Source organism: Streptomyces sp. HUAS TT11 (assembly GCF_051553595.1).
Classification (GTDB): Bacteria; Actinomycetota; Actinomycetes; order Streptomycetales; family Streptomycetaceae; genus Streptomyces.
Genome location: NZ_CP196184.1, coordinates 3,723,461 through 3,746,468, shown reverse-complemented (window position 1 = coordinate 3,746,468; position 23,008 = coordinate 3,723,461). Strand labels below are relative to the sequence as shown.

21 protein-coding genes are annotated in these 23,008 nt (G+C 71.0%); 9 read left to right on the top strand and 12 right to left on the bottom strand.

What is annotated here, in order from left to right; all coding sequences use genetic code 11:
- Nucleotides 1–29 precede the first annotated feature (29 nt).
- Complete coding sequence (locus ACSHXN_RS16690) at nt 30–992, top strand: LysR family transcriptional regulator (RefSeq protein ID WP_355136128.1); 963 nt, start codon at nt 30–32, stop codon at nt 990–992.
- A gap of 56 nt (nt 993–1,048) precedes the next feature.
- Here the strand turns inward: ACSHXN_RS16690 and ACSHXN_RS16685 are convergent, their stop codons facing one another.
- Entirely contained in the window at nt 1,049–1,810 is a 762-nt protein-coding gene (locus ACSHXN_RS16685) for an alpha/beta hydrolase family protein (RefSeq protein ID WP_355136130.1), read from the bottom strand.
- A gap of 113 nt (nt 1,811–1,923) precedes the next feature.
- Here ACSHXN_RS16685 and ACSHXN_RS16680 point away from each other — a divergent pair, with 113 nt between their 5' ends.
- Nucleotides 1,924–3,078 (top strand): adenosine deaminase, encoded by a 1,155-nt coding sequence (locus ACSHXN_RS16680; protein ID WP_355136132.1) that lies wholly within the window; start codon nt 1,924–1,926, stop codon nt 3,076–3,078.
- A 129-nt stretch (nt 3,079–3,207) separates the two neighbouring features.
- Nucleotides 3,208–3,558 (top strand): ATP-binding protein, encoded by a 351-nt coding sequence (locus tag ACSHXN_RS16675; RefSeq protein ID WP_383358097.1) that lies wholly within the window; start codon nt 3,208–3,210, stop codon nt 3,556–3,558.
- Between the two features lie 81 nt (nt 3,559–3,639).
- On the opposite strand, the gene ACSHXN_RS16670 is transcribed toward ACSHXN_RS16675, so the two are convergent.
- The 5 genes from ACSHXN_RS16670 to afsQ1 all read right to left on the bottom strand — a co-directional run bounded on the left by ACSHXN_RS16670 (nt 3,640) and on the right by afsQ1 (nt 7,530).
- Nucleotides 3,640–3,846 (bottom strand): PspC domain-containing protein, encoded by a 207-nt coding sequence (locus ACSHXN_RS16670; RefSeq protein ID WP_355136136.1) that lies wholly within the window; start codon nt 3,844–3,846, stop codon nt 3,640–3,642.
- 164 nt (nt 3,847–4,010) lie between these two features.
- Entirely contained in the window at nt 4,011–4,562 is a 552-nt protein-coding gene (locus ACSHXN_RS16665; protein WP_355136138.1) for a VanZ family protein, read from the bottom strand.
- A 117-nt stretch (nt 4,563–4,679) separates the two neighbouring features.
- Nucleotides 4,680–5,294, bottom strand: a complete 615-nt coding sequence (locus tag ACSHXN_RS16660; RefSeq protein ID WP_356294530.1) for a hypothetical protein — start codon at nt 5,292–5,294, stop codon at nt 4,680–4,682.
- The gene (locus ACSHXN_RS16655) at nt 5,291–6,856 is read right to left on the bottom strand and encodes a HAMP domain-containing sensor histidine kinase (RefSeq protein ID WP_356111982.1); all 1,566 of its coding nucleotides are present in this window, start codon (nt 6,854–6,856) and stop codon (nt 5,291–5,293) included. Before ACSHXN_RS16655 ends, ACSHXN_RS16660 begins: the two co-directional genes overlap by 4 nt.
- Entirely contained in the window at nt 6,853–7,530 is a 678-nt protein-coding gene (afsQ1, locus tag ACSHXN_RS16650) for a two-component system response regulator AfsQ1 (protein WP_181923142.1), read from the bottom strand. The genes ACSHXN_RS16655 and afsQ1 overlap by 4 nt, the downstream gene beginning before the upstream one ends.
- Nucleotides 7,531–7,792: 262 nt before the next feature.
- Between afsQ1 and ACSHXN_RS16645 the strand changes: the two genes are divergently transcribed.
- On the top strand, nt 7,793–8,530 hold the full coding sequence (locus ACSHXN_RS16645; protein ID WP_355136144.1) for a SigE family RNA polymerase sigma factor: 738 nt from the start codon (nt 7,793–7,795) through the stop codon (nt 8,528–8,530).
- A 184-nt stretch (nt 8,531–8,714) separates the two neighbouring features.
- On the opposite strand, the gene ACSHXN_RS16640 is transcribed toward ACSHXN_RS16645, so the two are convergent.
- Complete coding sequence (locus ACSHXN_RS16640; protein WP_355136146.1) at nt 8,715–9,350, bottom strand: uridine kinase family protein; 636 nt, start codon at nt 9,348–9,350, stop codon at nt 8,715–8,717.
- 129 nt (nt 9,351–9,479) lie between these two features.
- Here ACSHXN_RS16640 and ACSHXN_RS16635 point away from each other — a divergent pair, with 129 nt between their 5' ends.
- Complete coding sequence (locus ACSHXN_RS16635) at nt 9,480–9,881, top strand: hypothetical protein (RefSeq protein ID WP_355136148.1); 402 nt, start codon at nt 9,480–9,482, stop codon at nt 9,879–9,881.
- 80 nt (nt 9,882–9,961) lie between these two features.
- On the opposite strand, the gene ACSHXN_RS16630 is transcribed toward ACSHXN_RS16635, so the two are convergent.
- Genes ACSHXN_RS16630 through deoC form a run of 3 tightly spaced genes read right to left on the bottom strand, consistent with a single transcriptional unit; the run spans nt 9,962 to nt 13,307 of the window.
- Nucleotides 9,962–10,882: an aldehyde dehydrogenase family protein gene (locus ACSHXN_RS16630; protein WP_356111985.1), complete on the bottom strand. Its 921-nt coding sequence runs from the start codon at nt 10,880–10,882 to the stop codon at nt 9,962–9,964.
- Nucleotides 10,875–12,305 (bottom strand): aldehyde dehydrogenase family protein, encoded by a 1,431-nt coding sequence (locus ACSHXN_RS16625; protein WP_355136152.1) that lies wholly within the window; start codon nt 12,303–12,305, stop codon nt 10,875–10,877. Before ACSHXN_RS16625 ends, ACSHXN_RS16630 begins: the two co-directional genes overlap by 8 nt.
- Nucleotides 12,306–12,311: 6 nt before the next feature.
- Entirely contained in the window at nt 12,312–13,307 is a 996-nt protein-coding gene (gene deoC, locus ACSHXN_RS16620) for a deoxyribose-phosphate aldolase (protein ID WP_355136216.1), read from the bottom strand.
- 147 nt (nt 13,308–13,454) lie between these two features.
- Here deoC and ACSHXN_RS16615 point away from each other — a divergent pair, with 147 nt between their 5' ends.
- Nucleotides 13,455–14,117, top strand: coding sequence for a PH domain-containing protein (locus tag ACSHXN_RS16615; protein ID WP_438303293.1), 663 nt, complete (start codon nt 13,455–13,457; stop codon nt 14,115–14,117).
- A 926-nt stretch (nt 14,118–15,043) separates the two neighbouring features.
- On the opposite strand, the gene ACSHXN_RS16610 is transcribed toward ACSHXN_RS16615, so the two are convergent.
- Nucleotides 15,044–18,514 (bottom strand): phosphodiester glycosidase family protein, encoded by a 3,471-nt coding sequence (locus ACSHXN_RS16610; RefSeq protein ID WP_438303292.1) that lies wholly within the window; start codon nt 18,512–18,514, stop codon nt 15,044–15,046.
- Between the two features lie 752 nt (nt 18,515–19,266).
- Here ACSHXN_RS16610 and ACSHXN_RS16605 point away from each other — a divergent pair.
- Nucleotides 19,267–19,662, top strand: coding sequence for a hypothetical protein (locus tag ACSHXN_RS16605; protein ID WP_355136158.1), 396 nt, complete (start codon nt 19,267–19,269; stop codon nt 19,660–19,662).
- A gap of 508 nt (nt 19,663–20,170) precedes the next feature.
- Here the strand turns inward: ACSHXN_RS16605 and ACSHXN_RS16600 are convergent.
- Nucleotides 20,171–20,935 carry a calcium-binding protein gene (locus ACSHXN_RS16600; protein ID WP_356111991.1) on the bottom strand — a complete coding sequence of 255 codons (765 nt, stop codon included), beginning with the start codon at nt 20,933–20,935 and terminating at the stop codon, nt 20,171–20,173.
- A gap of 566 nt (nt 20,936–21,501) precedes the next feature.
- Between ACSHXN_RS16600 and ACSHXN_RS16595 the strand changes: the two genes are divergently transcribed.
- Nucleotides 21,502–21,888, top strand: coding sequence for a DUF1508 domain-containing protein (locus tag ACSHXN_RS16595; protein ID WP_355136162.1), 387 nt, complete (start codon nt 21,502–21,504; stop codon nt 21,886–21,888).
- A gap of 109 nt (nt 21,889–21,997) precedes the next feature.
- Entirely contained in the window at nt 21,998–23,008 is a 1,011-nt protein-coding gene (gene pstC, locus ACSHXN_RS16590) for a phosphate ABC transporter permease subunit PstC (RefSeq protein WP_355136218.1), read from the top strand.

Sequence of the window (23,008 nt, the reverse complement as noted above, 5' to 3'; positions counted from 1 at the left end):
CAATGCACAGAAACCCCATAATCGTTCCCATGGTGCATCAGCAGAGGTCAGCGACGGGCCTGTCATCATCCGGTGACACAAGTGACGCAGCAGACATCGTCACCCTGCTCGCGCCGCGCCTCGCGTACTTCGCGGGTGTCGCGCGGACCGAGCACGTCACACGGGCCGCGCAGGAGATGCAGGTCCCGCAGTCCACCCTGTCCCGCGCGCTGGTCCGGCTCGAACACGACCTGGGTGTCGAGCTGTTCGCCCGGCGCGGTCGCACGGTCTCGCTCTCCCCGGCCGGACGTACGTTCCTCGCATCCGTGGAGCGCGCCCTCGTGGAGATCGAGCGGGGCGCCGAGGAGGTGCGCGCGGACGCCGACCCCGCGACCGGCAAGGTCGCCTTCGGCTTTCTGCACACGATGGGCGCCGAGACCGTGCCCGGCCTGATCCACGCCTTCCGCGCCGGCCATCCGCGCGTCCGCTTCAGCCTCGTCCAGAACTACGGCGAGGCGATGCTCGAGAAGCTGCGCGCGGGGGAACTCGACCTCTGTCTCACCTCGCCGGTGCCGGACGCCCCCGACCTCGTCGCGCGCCGCCTCGACGAGCAGAAGCTGCGGCTGGTCGTCCCCGCCGACCACCGGCTCGCGGGCCGCCGGCGCATCCGGCTCGCCGAGGCCGCCGAGGAGACCTTCGTGACCCTCGAACCCGGTTACGGGCTGCGCCGCATGACCGACGACCTGTGCCGCGAGGCCGGGTTCACTCCGCGGGTCTCCTTCGAGGGCGAGGAGGCCGAGACGCTGCGCGGCCTGGTGGCGGCGGGGCTCGGCGTCGCGCTGCTGCCGCCGCCCGCCGTGCCCCGGCCCGGGGTCGTCGAACTCACCGTCACGGCACCGCGCGCGGTACGGGAGATCGGTGTCGCCTGGCTCGAGGGGCATGTCGACACACCGCCGGTGGCCGCGTTCAAGAGCTTCCTGCTGTCACGGAGAGGACAGCTCCTGCCCGACTGACCGGGCGAGCCGGCCGGGCCGGCCCGTGAGCGGCACACGGCCGCGCACGGCGCCCCTCACCGGCGCAGCGACCGCCCGAACCCGGCCGCCAGCGGCATCCTCAGACCCAGGGGAGGCGGAGCCGCCAGCGCATCCTGCACCGGGCGGGAGAAGGGCAGCCCGAACAGCGTGCCCATCACGAAGTCCTCGGCCAGCGCCTGCACTTCGGACCGGTACTGGTGCAACCCGTGGCCGTCCGCGTGCACTTCGAAGCGACAGACGTCGCGATTGGCCTTCTTGGCCCGCTCCGCCAGCCTGAACGACAGCTCCGGATCGGTGCGTTCGTCGTTGGTGCCGTGCACGATCAGCACCTGCCGCCCGGCGAGCTGCTTCACCGGTTCGGGCGACGCGGCCATGTCGTCCTCGGGCAGCCAAGGGGCCAGCGCGAGCACGGAGCCGACGGCGGTGTGCCCGGCGGCGTGCAGCGCCGCCCGGCCGCCCATGCCCACGCCGGCGAGGCAGACGGGCACGTCTCCGTGGCGTCGTACGATCTCGTCCGCGGCCCAGCCGGCGTCCTGCGACAGATGTGCCTCGCTGCCGTTCCAGCCCCGGTAGCGGTAGTGCACCACATGGATGACCAGTCCCTCGCCGCGGCCCGCGCGTGCCAGCCGGCGGCCGAGGGCGCGGACCGAGGCGGCGGCCATCAGGGGGGAGGGCCTGCGGGCGGAGATCTCGTCGCCTCCCGGGAGGAGCAGCACCGCTCCGTTCACCGTCGCCGGTTCCGGGCCGAGCGGTCTCCCCAGCCGGGCCGCGCGAACCGGCGTCGCTTGATCTGCCATGACAGAACAGTGTCAGAAGCAGCGGTGTACGAAACCCGTCCCGGTGGTCACCTTTGGGTATCGACGTATCGCCGTTCTTCGTGCTCTACGCGCGTAGGCGCTATGGTGCGGCAATGACGAGCCAGCACCAGAACACCCCGAGCTGGGATCAGATCCGCCGGGCTCCCAAGGTCCTGCTGCACGACCATCTCGACGGGGGCCTGCGCCCCGGGACGATCGTCGAACTCGCCCGGGACACGGGCTATGCGCACCTCCCCGAGACGGATCCGGACAAGCTCGGCGTGTGGTTCCGCGAGGCCGCCGACTCGGGTTCGCTGGAGCGGTACCTGGAGACCTTCTCGCACACCGTCGGGGTGATGCAGACCCGCGAGGCGCTGGTGCGGGTGGCCGCCGAGTGCGCCGAGGACCTCGCCGAGGACGGCGTCGTCTATGCGGAGGTGCGCTATGCGCCCGAGCAGCATCTGGAGGGCGGGCTCAGCCTCGAGGAGGTCGTCGAGGCCGTCAACGAGGGCTTCCGCCAGGGCGAGCGGCGGGCCAGGGACAACGGGCACCGCATCCGGATCGGCGCCCTGCTCACCGCCATGCGGCACGCGGCCCGTGCCCTGGAGATCGCCGAACTGGCGAACCGCTACCGGGATCTCGGTGTGGTCGGCTTCGACATCGCCGGTGCCGAGGCCGGTTACCCGCCCACCCGGCACCTGGACGCCTTCGAGTACCTCAAGCGCGAGAACAACCACTTCACCATCCATGCCGGAGAGGCCTTCGGGCTGCCGTCCATCTGGCAGGCGCTTCAGTGGTGCGGTGCCGACCGGCTCGGGCACGGAGTGCGCATCATCGACGACATCCAGGTCCTCGACGACGGTTCGGTGAAGCTCGGGCGCCTCGCCTCGTACGTGCGCGACAAGCGCATCCCGCTCGAACTGTGCCCCAGCTCCAATCTGCAGACCGGTGCGGCCGACTCGTACACCGACCACCCCATCGGGCTGCTGCGGCGGCTGCACTTCCGTGCCACCGTGAACACGGACAACCGTCTGATGTCGGGGACGAGCATGAGCCGCGAATTCGACCATCTGGTCGAGGCATTCGGTTACACGCTCGAGGATCTTCAATGGTTCTCTGTCAATGCTATGAAGTCAGCATTCATTCCTTTCGATGAACGGCTGGCGATGATCAATGACGTCATCAAGCCGGGATACGCCGAATTGAAGTCCGAATGGCTGTTCCAGCAGACCGCTTCCACCAGCGGTTCTGCGGAGTCCGAGGACTGACGGGCTCGTTTTCGGGGCGGTCGGGAGTCATTTTCCCGGCCGCTTTCCGATGTTTGCGGATCGCCGATTCACGTGTTTACGGTTCTGGACCGCTCACATCTCCGTCAACGGACCAAGGACGCGTTCATCATGAAGCAGTCTGCTGCCAAGACCCTCGGTGTCGCCGCTCTCGGTGCCGCCTTCGCCGCCGCGGGCGCCGGTGTGGCGAGCGCCGCCCCGGCCACGCCCGATGTCACCGGGCCCGACACCGTCTCCCAGGCGCTGCCGGTGGGCGGTGTCGTCGGGATGGTGCCCGGCGCGGGTGAGGCCCTCGGACAGGGGCGGAGCGCGCTCGGCCGGGCGGTGAGCGCCGCGCAGCCGGCCGCCCACCAGGCCGTCTCCGGCGGTCCGGCGGCCCCGGTCACCGGGCTGCTCGGTGGCCTGCCGGTCAAGGGACTGCCCACCCACGGCCTGCCGCTGAACGGCATCCCGCTGGGCTGAGACGACGGGTTCGACGCACGCGAAGGGGCACCCCGACCAGGGGCGCCCCTTCGCGTGCATGCGGTGCCGGGGCACCGGCCGTCACCAGGCCGTGTGTGCGCCCGCCTTCTCCTCCGAGGGGAACAGGATCCACAGGGCTATGTAGAGCACGAACTGGGGGCCGGGCAGCAGGCACGACAGCACGAAGATCACGCGCATCGTGGTGGCGGAGGTGCCGAAGCGCCGTGCCAGCGCTGCGCACACTCCGCCGATCATCCGTCCGTGAGTGGGGCGGGCCAGGGCGGTCATGGTGGCTCCTTCGCGAACCATAGCCGGGAATCCGGTCCCGGCGGCTGCCGGGTCGGCCGATCGCGTCCGGGTCCCCGACGCCGTCCGTGCTTTCGGCGGTGAGGCTTCCTCGTCGCTTTCGATGTCCTTCACGCTACGGGGACGAACGGGGGCGAAGCGTCACTCTACGGAGCTATCCCGACCCTGGGAATCGTCGGGGTCCGCCCCTGGGACGGCTCCTCCCTCGGGTGGGCGGACCGGCGCCGGTGCTCGGCCAGACGACGGAGCCGGTACCGCGCCGCGGGGACGACCAGCAGGTGGGCGAGCGCCACCCCGACCGTGCCGAGCAGGATCGTGTCGATGTCCACGACCTGGCCGGGGACCCCGGTCTGCACCAGCTCGATGCCCAGGGAGATCAGACTGCCCGCGGCGACCGTCCGGGCCAGCGAGGCGAACGGCGAGACGTGGAGCCGGCCGCCCGCCATGGGCAGCAGTACCCCGAGCGGCGCGAGCAGCGCGAGCCCCTTCCCGATGCGCCGGGCGGCCTCCGGCCAGCCCAGCACGAGGTCGGCTCGAATGCCGGCGAACGGATGGAGGTTGGCGGGCCTCACCCAGGGCACGTCCAGCGGGCGCAGTGTGATCCAGGCGACGAGCACGAGATGTGCGACGAGGAGGACACCCCCTGCCACACGGATGCGGATCACGGCGCTGCCGCCGATCGAGCCTTGACGCTGCACGCCCCCCAAGACGCCACCTCCGGTGCCTCCGGTTCCGCGTCACGCCGCCGGGCATATGAACGGTTCCTCACACGATCCCCGTGCGAGGAAGCGGAGGGAGGACGCCGGCGCGGTCGCTCAGGGGGCGGTGACCTCGGTGGACGGCGGCTGCTTCTCGCCCGGGTGGGAACGCACGTCGGCCGTGCACTCGTAGCGGCGCAGCGGCTGGGCGTCGGATCCGCCGAGCACGACCGTCCCGTCGTCGGCGGCGGTGGCCTCGGAGTCGGCGAACGTGCACACGATCTGAGCCAGGGCGAAGGGGGTGAGGTCCTGCACACGGGTGCTCAGCCGGAAGGTGTCCTCCGGGTCCCTGCCGCGCGGCCCGCTCACCTTGACGCCCTCCGAGACGTCCGTCGTGTATCCCGCCTGCTTCTCCGCGGCGGACGGCTTCGCGGCGAGCTGGTCGAGCAGTCCCTGGGCCACCAGGACCCGCCGCTCGGCCTCGGCCGTGCCGTCCGGGATGCGTACCGAACGGTCCACCGTCACCAGTTGCGAGGCGCACAGCAGAAAGACCTGGACCGGGATGCCGTGGCCCGTCCGGTTGGACAGATCCTCGCCGGACAGCGCGCACGGCATCCGGGACGGCGCGGGGCCGAAGTCCGTCGGCACCTGGGTGGAGCGGATGCCGCAGCCGGCCAGCAGCGCGGCCAGCAGCGGAACGGCGAGCCAGGGGCGCACGCCACGTCTTCTCATCGGGCGTTCCCCTTTGTGCCGTTCCCGTTCCGCTTCTCCTCCTCGACCAGCGGCGACGCGTCGCGCGGCAGGCGCAGTGTGAACACCGCCCCGCCCTCGGGGGAGTTGGCGGCCGTGATCTCGCCGCCGTGGATGTGCGCGTTCTCCATGGCGATGGACAGGCCGAGGCCGCTGCCCTCGGAGCGCGGCCGTGAGGCGCTGGCCTTGTAGAAGCGGTCGAAGACGTGCGGCAGGACGTCCTCGGGGATGCCGGGACCGTGGTCGCGCACCTCGATGACGAGTTCTTCGCCCTCCTCGCGCACCGCGACCCGCACCGGCGAACCGCCGTGCTTGAGCGCGTTGCCGATCAGGTTCGCCAGGATCACGTCGAGGCGGCGCGGGTCGAGGCGGGCCATGATGCCGCGCTCGGCGTCCAGTTCGACGGCGTCCAGCCACGCGCGGGCGTCGATGCACGCGGTGATCTGGTCGGCGATGTCCACGTAGTCGAGCACCAGCCGCGCCGTGCCCGCGTCGAAGCGGGTGACCTCCATCAGGTTCTCGACGAGGTCGTTCAGCCGGCGGGTCTCGCTGACCACCAGTCGTACGGCCGGCTCGATCATCGGGTCGAGACCGCCCGTCCCGGCGTCCAGTTCCTCCTCCAGGACCTCGGTGACGGCCGTGATCGCGGTGAGGGGCGTGCGCAGTTCGTGGGACATGTCGGCGACGAAGCGGCGGGAGGCCTCCTCGCGGGAGCTCATGTCCGCGACCTTCTTCTCCAGCGACTCCGCGGCGCTGTTGAACGTCCGGGACAGCTCCGCCAGTTCGTCGGTGCCCGAGACGCGCAGCCGGGTGTCCAGCTGGCCCTCGCCGAGGCGCCGGGCCGCGATGCCGAGGCGGTGCACCGGCTTGAGCACCGTCGTGGCGGCCGCCTGCGCGAGCAGGGCCGAGCCGATGAGCGCGAGCCCGGTGGCGATGCCGAGCGACCAGGCGAGGGAGTTGAGGTCCTTGGCCTCCGGCTCCAGGGACTTGAGCATGTAGCCGGTCGGGCCGCCGCCGATCACCTTCGCGCCGCCCACCAGGTACGGTTTGCCGCCGTCGACGATCCGCTGCCAGTAGAGGTGGTAGGCGTGATGGCCCGGCGACGACACCGTCTGCTGCTTGTTCACCGCCTTCTGCAGGGACTTCGGCACGTCCTCCAGCGTGAAGGTGTCCAGGTCGGAGTTGCCGACGACGGTCCTGCCCTGCTCGTCGGTCGCGACCAGGAGCACGCTGAAGCGCTGGCTGCTGTTCGCCATCTGTCCGGCGGTGTGCTGCAGTTCGTCCTGTGTCGGATGCACCGGCAGTGAACTCGCCCGGTTCTGCATCTCCTGCTGGAAGTCGCGCAGCACCGCGTCCTGGGTGCGGGTGAGGACGGCCTCGCGGTTGAGCCAGTACGCGATGGCGGACGCCGACACGGCGGCGGTCAGCGCCACAAGCCCGAAGACGACGACCAGCCGCAGCCTGAGGCTCGTGAAGCGGATGCGTGACTGTACGGTCCTGCGTGCCGCGGACCAGCCGCGGCGTCCCCCCTGTGGATCCGTCACTGAGGGGCGTCCAGCCGGTAGCCGACGCCACGGACCGTACGGATCAGCGTGGGGGACGACGGGACGTCCTCGACCTTGGCACGCAGCCGCTGCACGCAGGCGTCGACGAGCCGGGAGTCGCCCAGGTAGTCGTGCTCCCACACCAGCCGGAGCAACTGCTGGCGGGACAGCGCCTGGCCGGGCCGACGGCTCAGCTCCAGCAGCAGCCGCAGCTCGGTCGGGGTCAGCTGGAGGTCCTCGCCGTTCTTGGTGACCGTCATCGCCGACCGGTCGATGACGACATTGCCGAACGTCGCCGAGTCGCTGGACTCGCGCTCGCCGCGGCGCAGCACGGCCCGGATCCGGGCGTCGAGCACCCGGCCCTGCACGGGCTTGACGACGTAGTCGTCCGCGCCGGACTCGAGGCCCACCACGACGTCGATGTCGTCGCTGCGCGCGGTCAGCAGGATGATCGGCAGCTGATCGGTGCGCCGGATGCGCCGGCACACCTCGAACCCGTCGATGCCGGGCAGCATCACGTCCAGCACGATCAGGTCCGGCCGCTGTTCGCGCAGCAGTTTGAGACCGTCCTCTCCGGTGGCAGCGGTGGCCACACGGTGTCCCTGGCGCGTCAAAGAGAGCTCCAGGGCCGTTCGGATGGCGTCGTCGTCCTCGATCAGCAACAGGGAAGGCACGGGGGCCATTCTGGCCCATGCCGTGGCCGTCTTTCGACCGTTGGAGCGCTCCCGCTCGTCTTGTACCCCGGGGCGCCGACCGCGGCGCGGTTGCGTAGCCGCGCGACTCTCCTCCGTGTTCGTGCCGAGGTGTCGCTGCGCACCGCCCCTGTGACAGGTCTGTGACAGTCGGCGGACACGGCGATGAAGTGGGCCGGGCAGGCTTTTCGACACAAGCAAGGCCGCACGGATGACCGGGGACTCCACGACGGGGGGGCGCGAGATGGACACGCTGCACAGCACCAGCACGGGCGCAGTTGTCACGCGTCTGCACGATGTCATCCGGAACACCGAGAAGTCCGGTGCCGTGAGCGGGCGGGGGTGCGCTCGCGGCACCGGGCGTCAGCACACCGGTTACATCACGGTGGTTGACGCACGCACGGGGGAAGCGCACGGGGGAACCGCGTACGGGGAGGCCTCGGGGGAGGGTCGTTCGGCGACGGAAGCGGAGTTCACCGCCTATGTCGAGGAGCGCCGCGCCTCCCTGTACGCAACCGCCTACCACCTGACCGGTGACCGCTTCGAGGCCGAGGACCTGCTGCAGAGCGCGCTGTTCTCGACATACCGGGCCTGGGACCGGATCAGCGACAAGGCCGCAGTGGGGGGCTATCTGCGGCGGACGATGACCAACCTGCACATCAGCGCGTGGCGCCGCCGCAAGCTGAACGAGTACCCGACCGAGGAGTTGCCGGAGACCGCCGGTGACACGGACGCGATGCGCGGCACCGAACTGCGCGCCGTCCTGTGGCAGGCGCTGGCCCGACTGCCCGAACTCCAGCGCACCATGCTGGTCCTGCGCTACTACGAGGGCCGCACGGACCCGGAGATCGCGGAGATCCTCGACATCAGTGTCGGCACGGTGAAGTCGAGCATCTGGCGGTCGCTCCGCCGGCTGCGCGAGGACGAGGTCCTCAGCTTCGGCCGTGACGAGGAGGAGTCCTTCGGGGAGCTAGTCGCCTGAGGGATCAGGGGCTCGGGGGAGCCCCGCAGGGGGGAACACGGGGGAGCGGTGCCGGGGGACCGCTGGGGGGAACAACGGGGTCACGGGGGACCACGGGGGAAGTTCCACCACGGGGGAAGCACGGGGGGGGAGCGGGACTGGAGGGCCGGGGGGTCCGTCCAGTCCCGTTTTTCTTTACGGCGCGTCAGGCGGCCGTGCGCAGCGATGCGCGGCGTCCCGCGGCCGCGGCGGCCAGCCGGCTCAGTGCCTCGTCCCGGCCGCAGGCGTGGGCGCCGAGGTCGGTCTGGCGGGCGACGATCGACCGTTCCGCCCGCATGAGCCGCCAGCCGCGACGCAGCAGGAACGGGACCGACTTGCGGCCCTCCTTGAGGTCGCGCACGAAGCGGCGGCGGAACGTGGTGACGGATCCGCGGGTCAGGCACAGCGCGTCGGCGAGGAGGCCGAGTTCCCTGCACCGCTCCACGACCTCGGCGGCGAAGACTCCCTCGGCGACGAAGACCGGCGTGCGGTCGATGTGCAGTGTCTCCTCGCCCGTGCGCGCGCTGAGCGCGATGTCGTACACCGGGATCGTCGTACGGCCCGTGGCGCACAGTTCGGCGATGGCCGCGATCGCGACGTCCGCGTCCCAGGAGCGGGGGTGGTCCCAGTCGATGTCCGAACTCCCCTCCACCAGGGGCAGCGTCGGGTCGTCGCCCTCCTTGTAGAAGTCGTCGAGCCGCAGCACGGGGAGCCCGGAGAGGGCGGCGACGAGGGACTTGCCGGAACCGGAGGGGCCGCAGAGCAGCACGACGCGGGCGGGGGCCGGGGGATGAGGACTCACGAGACACCAGTCTGACGCATTGCGTCCACCTGGCCGACCCCGCGGGTCGACGTTTGGAGCACAGATCACACCTCAACTACCCTGTGTGCCGACATGATTACCTTGAGCACGGAGAAGGTGGCAGCAGCCATGGCACGACACGCTTCCCCCAGGAACCCCACCGTCCGGCGGACTCTCGTCGCCCTGGCGACCACGGGCGCCGCACTGGCGGCGGGTGCGGCCACGGCGTCGGCGGACTCCGCTCCGGTCCTGGGCGGGGTGGCCGCGCGGCCCGCGTCGCTCGGGCACACCGACCCGCAGGCGGCGCTGTCGGCGCTGACCGGGACCGTGGGGCACGCGACGGGTCCGGTCGCGGGCCTCAAGCCCAACCCGCTGGCGGGTACGGGAGTCGACCCGCTCGACAACGGAGTCGCCACCCAGGTCGCCGATTTCGCGCCGCTGTCCTCACAGGCTCTGACCCGGCCGGTGGCGCAGGCGCCGTCGCTGGGCGGTGTGCCGCTGCTCGGGCAGGTGCTCGGCGCGGTGCACTGAGCGGTCGTGCGCGGTCCGGACGACGCAGAGCCGCGTTTCCCCGAGGCGGCGGGGAAGCGCGGCTCTGCGGTTGTCGGGCGTCAGTACGACGAACCGGACGCGCCCAGCGACCCCGTGGGGTGCCAGACCGTCTTCGTCTCCAGGAAGGCCGTCAGCCGCTCGGTGCCCGGGGTCGCCGAGTAATCCACAGGCTGTGGACGAAGAACGCGCTTCAGGTTGTCCGCCGCGGCGATCTCCAGCTCCTTCGCCAGCACCTCGTCGGCGCCGGCCAGATCGATCGCGTTGACGTCCTGGTGGGCGGCGAGCGGGGCCGCGATCTCCGCCGTACGGCCGGAGAGGACGTTGACGACTCCGCCCGGCAGGTCGGAGGTGGCCAGGACCTCCCCGAGGGAGAGAGCCGGGAGCGGGGACTTCTCGCTCGCGATCACCACCGCCGTGTTGCCGGTCGCGATCACGGGGGCGATCACCGAGACCAGTCCCAGGAACGAGGAGTCCTGCGGGGCGAGGACCACGACCACCCCCGTGGGCTCGGGGGAGGAGAGGTTGAAGAACGGGCCCGCCACCGGGTTGCCGCCGCCGACCACCTGGGCGATCTTGTCGGTCCAGCCCGCGTACCAGACCCAGCGGTCGATCGCCGCGTCGACGACCGCGGCGGCCTTGGCCTTCGACAGGCCCTCGGCGTCGGCGACCTCGCGTACGAACTGGTCCTTGCGGCCCTCCAGCATCTCCGCGACGCGGTACAGGATCTGGCCGCGGTTGTACGCCGTCGCGCCCGACCAGCCGCCGAACGCCTTGCGTGCGGCGACCACCGCGTCACGGGCGTCCTTGCGGGAGGACTGCGGTGCGTTCGCCAGCCAGTTGCCCTTGGAGTCCGCCACCTCGTACACCCGGCCGCTCTCGGAACGCGGGAACTTCCCGCCGACGTACAGCTTGTAGGTCTTGAAGACCGAGAGCCGCTCGAACTTCTCGGACTTCTCGCTCTTCTCGGACTTCTCAGACATCGAGGTACGCCTCCAGGCCGTGGCGACCGCCCTCGCGGCCGAAGCCCGACTCCTTGTAACCGCCGAACGGCGATGTCGGGTCGAACTTGTTGAACGTGTTGGACCAGACGACACCGGCGCGCAGCTTGTTCGCGACGGCCAGGATCCGGGAGCCCTTCTCCGTCCAGATACCGGCGGAGAGGCCGTACTGGGTGTTGTTGGCCTTGGCCACGGCCTCTTCCGGCGTGCGGAAGGTGAGGACGGACAGCACCGGGCCGAAGATCTCGTCGCGGGCGATGGTGTGCGCCTGGGTGACGTTCGTGAAGAGCGTCGGAGCGAACCAGTAGCCGGAGGAGGGGAGTGCGCACGCGGGGGACCAGCGCTCGGCGCCCTCCGCCTCACCCTGCTCGGCGAGCGCGGTGATCCGGGCCAGCTGCTCGGCGGAGTTGATCGCGCCGATGTCGGTGTTCTTGTCCAGCGGGTCGCCGAGCCGCAGGGTCGACAGCCGGCGCTTCAGGGACTCCAGCAGCTCGTCCTGGATCGACTCCTGGACCAGAAGGCGGGAGCCCGCGCAGCAGACCTGGCCCTGGTTGAAGAAGATGCCCGTCACGATGCCCTCGACGGCCTGGTCCACGGGTGCGTCGTCGAAGACGATGTTGGCACCCTTGCCGCCCAGTTCGAGGGTGAGCTTCTTGCGGGTGCCCGCGACCGTACGCGCGATCTCCTTGCCGACGGCCGTGGATCCGGTGAAGGCGACCTTGTTCACGTCGGGGTGCGCGACGAGCGCGGCGCCCGCGTCGCCGTATCCCGGAAGGATGTTGACGACGCCCTTGGGCAGGCCCGCCTGGCGGCAGATGTCCGCGAAGAACAGGGCCGACAGGGGGGTGGTCTCCGCGGGCTTCAGCACGACCGTGTTGCCCGTCGCCAGCGCCGGGGCGATCTTCCACGCCAGCATCAGCAGGGGGAAGTTCCAGGGGATGACCTGCCCGGCGACGCCCAGCGGCCGCGGATCGGAGCCGAAGCCCGCGTGGCCGAGCTTGTCGGCCCATCCGGCGTAGTAGAAGAAGTGCGCGGCGACCAGGGGCAGGTCCGCGTCGCGCGTCTCCTTGATCGGCTTGCCGTTGTCCAGCGTCTCGAGGACCGCGAGCTCACGGCTGCGCTCCTGGATGATGCGGGCGATACGGAAGAGGTACTTGGCGCGCTCGGAGCCGGGCAGCGCCGACCACTTCTCGAAGGCCTTGCGGGCGGCCCTGACCGCGCGGTCCACGTCCGCCTCGCCCGCCTGGGCGACCTCGGAGAGGACCTCCTCGGTGGACGGGCTGACGGTCTTGAAGACCTTGCCGTCGGCCGCCTCCGTGAACTCGCCGTCGATGAACAGGCCGTACGAGGGCGCGATGTCGACGACCGCGCGGGACTCGGGTGCGGGTGCGTATTCGAAAGCCATGGAGGATCAGTCCACCGTCACGTAGTCGGGACCGGAGTAGCGGCCGGTGGCCAGCTTCTGGCGCTGCATCAGCAGGTCGTTCAGGAGGGAGGAGGCGCCGAAGCGGAACCAGTGGTTGTCCAGCCAGTCCTCGCCGGCCGTCTCGTTGACCAGGACCAGGAACTTGACGGCGTCCTTCGAGGTGCGGATGCCGCCGGCCGGCTTCACGCCGACCTGCACGCCGGTCTGCGCGCGGAAGTCGCGGACGGCCTCCAGCATCAGGAGGGTGTTCGCGGGCGTGGCGTTCACCGCCACCTTGCCCGTCGAGGTCTTGATGAAGTCGGCCCCGGCCAGCATGCCGAGCCAGCTCGCCCGACGGATGTTGTCGTACGTCGACAGCTCGCCGGTCTCGAAGATGACCTTCAGCCGGGCGGAGGTCCCGCAGGCCTCCTTCACGGCGACGATCTCGTCGTACACCTTCAGGTACCTGCCCGCGAGGAACGCCCCGCGATCGATGACCATGTCGATCTCGTCCGCACCCGCCGCCACGGCCTCGCGCACGTCGGCCAGTTTCACCTCGAGCGCGGCGCGGCCGGCCGGGAAGGCGGTGGCGACGGACGCGACCTTCACGCCGGACCCCGCGACGGCCTCCTTCGCGACGGCCACCATGTCGGGGTAGACGCAGACGGCCGCGGTCGTGGGGGCCGTGCGGTCCGTCGGATCGGGGTGGACCGCCTTGGCGCCGAGCGCCCGGACCTTGCCCGGGGTGTCCGCGCCTTCCAGCGTCGTCAGGTCGACCATCGAGATGGCGAGGTCGATGGCGTACGCCTTCGCGGTGGTCTTGATGGAACGGGTGCCGAGCGAGGCGGCGCGCGCCTCCAGGCCGACCGCGTCGACGCCGGGCAGCCCGTGCAGGAACCGGCGCAGCGTGCTGTCGGACGCGGTGACGTCCGCCGGAGCGGTGGGGGTACCACCCTGCTCGCGCGGGGCCGAGAGCTTGGGGGAGGGTGCAGAGGTGGGCATGGTCACCAGCCGAGCATATCTACGCGCGTAGCGGCTGTACAGCCCCCGGAGGTCCCGGATACGGACCGGACACGGGCCCGCATCATGTCGTGCCGCGCCCAGGACCGGCTGGGGGGTACGGGGGGACCGTCGGGCAGAATCGGTTTCATGACGACCCCGGAACACCAACCGCCCGCGCCGGACCACTCGGCACCCGAGTCCCGGGACCGCGTCTACCGGTCGCCTGCCGGCATCGCGGCCGGTGTGCTGCTGCTCGCCATCGCGCTCTGGCTCGGCATCGACGCACTGGTCTCGGCCCACGGCCGCACACCCTGGCTGGCACTGGCCGCGTTGATCCTGGTGCTGCCGACGTTCGCCGCCTTCACCGTGCGCCCGGCCGTCTTCGCGAACGACGAGCGGCTGCGCATCCGCAACCCGCTCCGGGTGATCGTGCTGCCCTGGGGCTCGGTGGCGTCGCTCCAGTCCGGCTACTCGAACGAGGTCGTCGACACGTCCGGTACCAAGTTCCAGCTGTGGGCGATTCCCGTCTCACTGCGCGCCCGCAAGAAGGCGGCGCGGCAGCAGAGCATGGCCGCCGCGCGTGCGGCCGCCGCGGCATCGGGCGGCCGTTCGCGCGGGCGGTCCGCCGTCCCGGACAAGCCCACCCGCGCCCAGACCGACCAGGTCATGGACGAACTGAGGGAACTGCTCGATACCCATGGGGCGTCCGAGCGTGCCCAGGGGGAACCGAGCGTCCGCTGGGCGTACGAGATCATCGGCCCGGCGGTGGCCGGTGCGGTCCTGCTGGCGGTCCTGCTGGCGATCGGCTGACGGCGTCCGCTGCCGGGTGCGTGTCCGGGCCCGGACGGCGAGGCCGCGGGCGCCCGGGGGGGCGCCGATGGGTGGTGGTCCACGGGGAACCCACGGTCGGGTGGCCGTGGGTTTTTCGCGTTCCGGGCCGTGTTCATGAGGTGGCCATGGCCGTCCGGGTGCTCCGGTACGAGCAACGGCCGAGGGCCGGCACCTGCGCGGCGGGCCCGGGCCGGAAGGGCTCCCGCGCCGGGCGGGCGACGGATGACGGTCGCCGCCGGTGCGGGCGGGATGTGCCGAGGGCCGGCGCCGCGGTGCTGCTCGGCGGTGGGCGGGGCCGTGGGCGCCGCGGGTGGTGGTCGGGCTGCGGTCCGGGGAGCCCATGGCTGGGTGGCCGTGGGATCTCCGCGTTCCGGGTCGCGTTCACGGGCTGGCCGTGCCCGGCCGGGCGCTCCGGTGTGAGGATCGGCGTGGCTTCGCCGCCGGTGTGGGCGGGATGTGCCGAGGGCCGGCGCCGCGGTGCTGCTCGGCGGTGGGCGGGGTCGTGGGTGCCGCGGGTGGTGGTCGGGCTGCGGTCCGGGGAGCCCATGGCTGGGTGGCCGTGGGTTTTTCGCGTTCCGGGTCGTGTCCACGGGGTGCCCGTGCCCGGCCGGGCGCTCCGGTGTGAGGATCGGCGTGGCTTCGCCGCCGGTGTGGGCGGGATGTGCCGGGGGCCGGTGCCGGACGGCGGTGGGCGGGGCCGTGGCCGCCGCGGGTGGTGGTCGGGCGGCGGTCCGGCGAACTCATGGCTGGGTGGCCGTGGGTTTTTCGCGCCCCGGGTCGCGTTCACGGGGTGCCCCCCGTCGCGGCGGGACATGCCGAGGGCCGGCACCCGGGTGCCGGCCCTCGGTCGGAGGGGCTCCCGCGCCGGACGGCGCGGGAGCCGATTCACAGCGGTCGCACGACGGTCAGTGGTGCGAGCCCGGCACGACCTGGACGGTTTTCGAGGTCGTGATCGGCGCGAGCGAGCTCTCGTCGGTGTAGGGACGCATCGAGTCGTTCGTCACCGTTATGGTCACCGAGCCGCGGCGCAGGCCCGTCAGCGTCCGGGTCCGCGGGTCGAAGATCGCGACCTTGCCCTTGTGGCGGGCCGCTTCGACGGCCTCCTTCCCGCTGCCGATCGCCAGGTCGGACGAGCCGCTCCAGTCGACCGACATCGGGTACCGCAGCGGCACCGTACGCGTGCCCGCCGACACCCCCTGCGGCTGCACGATGCTGCCCGAGAGCTGCGCCGTCCCGCCGATCTCGAGGGAGTCCGGGGTGTTGAGCGTGATGGACTGCGCGAAGGCGTGCACATCGGCCTCGACCCACTGCTGCTTCGCGGTCCGCCGGGAGTCGACCGACCAGTCGACCCACCCGGTGAAACCGCCGCGGTCGGGCGTGCCGTACGGGTCCTTGCCCGACGACGGCAGCACCATGTACGGCACGCCCTCGAGCCGGTGCACGTCGGCGATCTGGGCGTGGGAGCCGACCATCGCGGCGCCCTTGCCCGTGGAGTTACGGAAGTCCGTGAGCATGTGCTCCACGAGCGCGGCCTCGTCGCGGTCGCCGAGCCGGCTGGACTTCGCGTCGCCGGGGTCGTCCACCGGGTGGTGGGCGAACACCATGACATTGCTGACGGACCGGTCCTTCTCGGCGTCGGCGAGGGCCTGCTGCAGCATCGGGAGCTGGTCCCATGCCGTGCCGCGCAGCGACCCGAGGGAGCTGGCGAGCAGGATGAACCGGGTGCCCTTGTGGTCGAACGTCCGGTACGGCCTGCCGAACTCGTTGGTGAAGTTCGTCAGGTCCGACTGGACGTTGTCGAGGCCGTAGGACTCGTGGTTGCCCGGCACGTAGTAGCACGGGACGGAGCCGGCCTTCGGGTCCGGAGTGCTGTCCTCCGCCGGTTCCTGGCCGACACCGATGAGGTCGCACCCGGCGTCGGTGAGCACCTTGCGGGCCAGCGTGAGGTCCTGCGGCAGACCGCGGTCGGTGATGTCGCCGTTCAGGACGATCAGGTCCGGACGGGTCGTGCGGATCCGCTGGACGGCGGCCGTCGCGACCTGGGTGAGCGCCGGGTTGTCGGCCGTGAACTGTACGTCCGACAGGGTGGCGAACCGCCATGTGCCGCGGCCGTCGGGCAGCGAGCCGTCGTCGGAGACGAGCGGGTCGGGCCGCAGGTCGGGACGGGCGGGCAGGTCGATCGACGTCGGGACGTCGGCCTCGATGCGGTCGAGGACGAACGTACCCGCCTTCTGCTGGGCGACGTTGGTGTTGATGCCCTGGAAGCCCGAGATCGAGATCGGGAAGGCCGTGTTCGCCGGCAGTGCGAACGTCGCGTACTGCCAGTCGCTGCCCGCCGTCAGGGCGGTGCCGTAGACGCCGCCGCTCTTGCCGGCCGCGTCGACATAGCCCAGGTAGGTCAGACCGCTGGGCACGCTGATGCTCGACTTGATCCGCACCCGTACGCGCAGCGGCTGGCCGGGCACCGGGACGCGCTGGGCCGACGACGCCGCCGCGATGCCCACGTTGCGCATCGCGTCGAAGTCGATCCGCAGGCCGTCGGGGTCCGCCGAGAACTGCGTGGCCGCGGTGCTGTTGTTGCGCCAGCGGGCGAGCACGTCGTCGTCGAAGTCGTAGACGGTCCTGGTCTGCACGCCGACCGTGATGGGCAGCTTCACCGACCTGCCGCCGGCCGAGACCGTGAGGATCGTGCCCGCGGCGGTGAGGGGAGTGATCTTCAGCTTGCCGTTCACGGACTTGATGTCGACGACGCCGTGGTCGTAGTCGAGCGAGAGGTCCCGCGGGTCGAGCGGAGCCGTGTAGCCCTCGGCGTCGCGGCCGGTCACGGAGACGGTGACAGCGTTGTCGGGTGTCGCGTCGGCGATCGACAGCCGCTGCGACGACAGCTCCACGCCGTCGACCGGACCGAGGACGGTGACCTTCTCGTGCGCCTTCTTCGGACCCACGTGTGCGTCGACCGTGATCGTGCCGTCGGCCTCGGCCGGGGCCCTGAGGGTGCCGGCCTCGACCGGCGCGCCGTGCGCGGACCACCGTACGGACCTCGGGTCGACCGTCACCGGCGTCTCGTGGTTGTCGACGCCCTGCGCGACGAGCGCGCGGTGCATCCCGGGGAAGACCTTCACACTCCCGTCGGCCGCCGCCGCACCCGGTGCGGGCTTGACGAGGAGACGGTGCAGTCGGCCGTCCCCCTTGGCGACGAACACACCCACGCCGTTCGGGTCGTTGCGCTCGTGGCCGTCGGAGGGCACATTGCGGACGGTCGCGGTGTCCTCGCCGAGCGCGCGGGCGACCATGGTGGTCGAGCCGCCGCCGTCGAGGTTGACCGCGGTCTCCACGCCCATCGCGGCGAGGTCGCGCGCCTCCTTGTCGATCCCGACGCCGCCCTTGCCGGTGCCACCCGGACCGTCCCAGGTGGCGAGCACGAGCGTCTTGCCGCCGTTCTTGAAGCCGAGTGCGGTGCGCGGGGCGATCGAGGTGTCGAGCCCCTTGACGACCTGCCCGCCGGTGACGATGGTGCCGCCGTGGCCGAGTGCGAACTTCATGGTCCTGGCCGCGTTGTCGGCGAGCTGGTAGTCGAGCTTCACCGGGTCGCCGGGCTGCAGCGCGCGGATCGCGGTCGCCGCGGCGCCGCGCCCGACGAGCACGAAGCCGTCGTCCGGGATCGTCCCCGACCCCGCGGGACCGGTCGGCGTGACCGACACGACCGAGCCGTTCCGGACGAGGACCTCGGCGATCTGGTCGTCGGCCACACCCGTCAGGCCGCGGTTGCGGCTGTAGTCGCCCCACGCGGACGTGAACGCGATCAGGCCGTCCGCGGGGACCCCGCCGCCGTTCGCGGCGTTGATGGACAGCACCTTGTGGTCCGCGACCGGGAAGTGGGCGGTCGCGTCGACCGTGAGGTCCACGAGCTGGGCGATGCCGTTCTTGCTGACACCGACGTGCTGGCGGCCGCCGATGTCGGCGGACTTGACCAGCTTGCCGTCCTGGACCTCACCGCCGAGCGCCGCGTTGGAGTTGCCGATGTCGAAGAACTCGCCGTTGACGCCCGCGACGGCGCCGGCCGTGCCGGCGGCCTCGCTGAGCGGCCCGCCGGATGCGACCGGTCCGGAGGTCAGCAGATCCGTGCCGACCGCGCGGTCGGACAGGTCCACGGTCAGATACTGCGCGTCGTACCAGCCCTTCTGGTCGAGCGCCTTCACATGCTGGAGGTCGATCCCCGGACCGATCTTCTCGTCCGTGTTGACCAGGGGAATTCCGCCGGTGACCGGCGCGGGTCGACCGCCGTCCGCGTATGCGACGGCGGGTGCGGCCGCCAGTGCGGTCGCCGTGGCGAGCACCACCAACAGGGGTCTCGCGCGCAGATGGTTCACGACCATCAACTTCATTGCAACCTCGGATCAGGAGGAGGAAGCCGGAGACAACGCCTCCGCTGCGCCCGCTTCTCACGGGCGCCCGCCCGATTACAGGGATCGACCAAAGAATGTGGATGACACCGTCACGAGCGCGTCATGAACCCTGGCTGTGGAGCTGCGGCGGGCGGCCGGTCTCCGGACACGTTCGCCGGGCCTGACAGCAAGGTGATGCGGCGTCAGGAACGGCGGAGCCGGTGCGCGTCAACGGCGCGCGGCCTTCGATCGCGGCAACTCGGGGATCCTGTACGGGTGTCCGTGCCGGCCGCACCGCGGGCACGGCCGCCGTCGGTCGGCCGAACGGCCCGACCGCGCCCGAGAGCAGCCGAGTTGCCGCTCTCCCGCCGGACGTGTCACGAAGCGGGGCCGCTCGGGAGTGAGAGGCGGCGAGCCGCCGCGGCACCGCTCATGACACCTCGTGTGCACGGGGATCCGGTACGCGATCGTCCCTCGTCCCAGGGCACGATGCGGTCGTCATGTCCTTCCCGCGGCATGAGGCCGGGTCCGCCCTCATTTGGCAACGTTGTCCGGCCAAGTGCAGCGAGCGCTTTCTCTTTGCCTTTCCTAGGGGTTTCCTAGGGACCACTTTGGTGTGAAGTGCGCTGCTTGCGGACGGATTCCCCTGTCAGGGCTCACCTGCGGCTCAGTAGATTGCTGGTGCCGCCCCGCAAGGCCGTACCTGCGTTTTTTACTCTTCGATGGGCGGCGGGGGTGGGGACATGGGGCAGTCCGGGGGAGCGGCGCGATCCGCCGCGCCCGTACTGGGAATGAGATGCCTGACGGACCTCGACGAGGAGGGCCGGTACGGCTGGCGGCTGGTGGCGTCCAACGGTCGCCCGGTCGCCGTCTCGGCGGGATCGTACGACACGCATGCGCGCTGTCGCGCCGCCTTCGTCCGGCTGTGTGAACGGCATGCCGGCATCGCCGGGGGGATCCAGCACAGCGCCGAGGGCGGGGGCTGGGTGTGGGTGCTCTGGGAGGCCTCGGGCCGTCATCTGGCCCGCTCGGCTCGCATGTACGAACGTCATGCCACATGCCGTTCCTCGTACGAGCGCTTCCGGGCGATGGTTCCCGAACTGGCCGCGGTCGGGCCGGAGTTATGGGGGGAGACCTGAGCGTGGTCCGGGCGAATTGGTTGGCATGCCCACGTAAACCATAAAGGGACGCGCCGCTGCCCGCCGACCCCGGTCCTCCGGACCGCTCGGTGGAGGCGGCGCTGCGCTGCGGCGGCCCCGGGTGGACCTTCGGCGCCCTCCCCGTCGTGCACGGCCGGGGCACACGAGGGATCCTCGCCCGCACGGAATATGGGCGGCTTTTTCGCGGCGAGTCGGGTCGGCATGCGACCGGGCCCGCCGGCTTTTTGCGTGACCGGGTCCCGGAAAGGCCGTGGCATCGCCGTGAGAACCGTGCCCGGAAAACGCGAACGGCACGCCGCAGCAGAATTCGGTGCGGCGTGCCCACGATAATCGTCACCCGCGCATGTATCCCGGGACGTGTTCTTCCGCAGAGCGGATTCATCGCGAATTCGCTCGCCGGGAACCTCTTACTCGCCCCTTCGGGTGACCCCGTGCGGGTGCGGCGCCGGACAGCCCGCGCGGGTGCCCGGCGCCGCTTGTTCGGGACTCAGCGCACGTCGACGAAGTCGGCCGCGGAGACCGCGGCCGCGGTGTCGGCCGTGCCGGCGTAGACCCAGCGGTAGGAGCCGTCGGACGCAGCGCGGACGGTGGTGGAGACGGTGCCGTTCGTGGTGGTGCGGACGGTCTTGACGGTGGTGTAGTTGTGGCAGCCCTCGGCGCGGAACTGCAGCTGGACGGGCCGGCCCGCCTCGGCGGCGGTGTACGCGCCGGTCGCCCAGTCGGCGTGCTGCACGCCGCCCTTGACGGTGAGGGTCTTGCCCCGCTTCACCGGCTCGGGGGTGGCGTCGACGGTCACCTGGGTGTCGCGCTGCACGGGGAAGGTGGCCGCGTTGTCCAGGCCCACCCCGTCGTTGTCGAGAGAGATCGCGTAGGCGCTGAGGCTCCAGGTGCCGGCCAGCGAGTCGTCGGCCGGGGCGATCCCGGGCTTGAGAGTGAACGTCAGGGTGCAGGTGGTGGTGGTGTCGGTGGTGGGCCCGCAGGCCGCCGACGAGGGCACCGTGGCGTCCTGGTCGGCGTACGAGCCGTGGTACAGGGTGGCGTCGATCTGCTGGAGGCCGGCCGGGTCCGTCGCGGTGACCTCGACGGTGACGACTCTTTCGGTCGTGCCGACGACGACGGGCCGCCCGTCGTTGACGACCACGCTGGTGATGTCGGTGTCGCCGAACCTCTCGTCCGCGTGAGCGGCTGGGACGGCGAGGGCGGACAGGGCCAGGACGCCGGACGCAGCGGCGACGGCTGAACTGATACGCATGCGAATTCCCCAAGGTGAGTGCCACGGCCCGCCGATCTCCCCGCGGCGGGCCCGAATGACGTGTGCAGCGTAGTCATTCTGTGGAGATTTCGGAACGCTTTCTTCAAGAGAATGGAGTGAGCTGCGGATTCACCCTCCAAGGAAACAATGCCGAATATCCGGTGTTTCGATTTTTCGGGAAACCGAAGGAGAAATTCGATCCGAATTTCAGTCGACTCGGCGGCCACGGACCCGTACCGCGCCCGAGGGCGCCGCGCCCCGCGTCCGTGCGGCCGAGACCGCGTGCCCGGTGTGTGTCCGGGGAGCCCCTCCGTCGGTCCAGCCCGGGCGTCCGGGACCGTAGTGAGCCCGGCCCGTCCGGCCGGCCGGCAAGAGGTGTGGGTTCACCGAGCCGCGCATGCGCCCGCTGAGTGAACGCGGGGCAACTTCCGCGCGAACCATGCCCTGCACACCCAACCGGAGTGACCACGCATCACTCTCGCCTCTTTACCCTGCGTGTGCTGCGTAAGCGCGCAACTGCGAACAACACATGCAACGTTTCCCGATATGAGGCAACAGGGGTGGGGATGGCAGCACCGAAGGGGGGCGCGGCCGTACGTGGCACGCGCTGCCACATGGACACCGACACCGACGGGTCCTGCTCCTGGCGGCTCACCGCGTCGAACGGGCGGGTGATCGCCGTGTCCGCCAGGCCGTACGCGGACCACGGCGAGTGTCGTGCCGGATTAGAGCAACTGTGCGCTGACATAGAGGAGTTACAGGGGGAGCTGCACCACTCGTCCGACGGCGCCGGCTGGGCCTGGCGGCTCCGCGACCGCAGTGGCGGGGTCGTGGCCGTGTCCCCGCGGCCCTATGAGCGGCACTCGACGTGCCAGACGGCGTACGACCGGTTCCGGTTGCTCCTCGCCGAAGTGGGATCGGGACGGACGACCCTGTGGGACGACGCAGAGTGACGCGGGATCACTACGTGTACGTCACCGGAAGTTGCCCCTAGGGGGCATCTCGTTCACATTCGTGTGCGGTGGTGTCCAACCCGCCCCAGAAGCCTCGTGGCACGTGACGATGCGAATATCTGAGCGGCCGGAGGCGCCGGCGGCCGAGCCTCCGAGACGTCTGTACCCGGACCCGGGCCTGACCGACCGCGCGTTCCGGGGCGTGCTGCGCGGCGGCGGTGCCTTCGTGCTCGCGATCATGCTGCTCGTCGGCGGCTTTCTGACGTACCGGGCCTGGCAGGCGCTGTCGGTCGCGAAGTGGGGCTTCATCACCACCGAGACCTGGGAGCCCGACGGGGGCAGGTTCGGTATCGCGGCCGTACTCGTCGGCACGATCCTCATCGCGCTCGTCGCCATCGTCTTCGCGGTGCCGATGGCGCTCGGCGCCGCGCTCTACATATCCGAGTACGCCCCCCCGACGATCCGCCAGACCCTCATCAGCGTCGTGGACCTGATGGCCGCCGTGCCGTCGGTGGTCTACGGCCTGTGGGGCCTGTTCTTCTTCCAGGGGCACGTGGTCACGCTGTCACGCTGGATCTCCACGTACTTCGGCTGGATACCGATCTTCGAGGTCGACGGCGCCGATCCACGGGACCCGCTCGCCACCGCCACCGTCTTCACCTCCTCCACCTTCATCGCCGGCATGGTCGTGTCCCTGATGGTCGCGCCGATCATCTGCTCGGTGGTGCGGGAGGTGTTCTCCCAGGCTCCGGTCGGCGAGCGGGAGGGCGCCTACGCGCTCGGCGCGAACCGCTGGGGCATGATCCGCAGCGTCGTTCTGCCCTTCGGCAAGGGCGGCGTGATCGGCGGCACCATGCTGGGCCTGGGCCGGGCGCTGGGCGAGACCATCGCCGTGTACCTGATCATCTCGCCGGTCTTCGTGATCCAGCCGCACATCCTGCAGAACGGCACCAGCTCGGTCTCCTCGCTGATCGCCCTGCGCTACGGCGAGGCGAGCGAGATGGGCATGTCGGCGCTGATGGCCGCGGGCCTCGCGCTGTTCCTGATGACCCTCGTCGTCAACTTCGTCGCGTCGTCGATCGTCGCCCGCAGCCGTTCCGGCGCGGCGAGTGACTCCTGA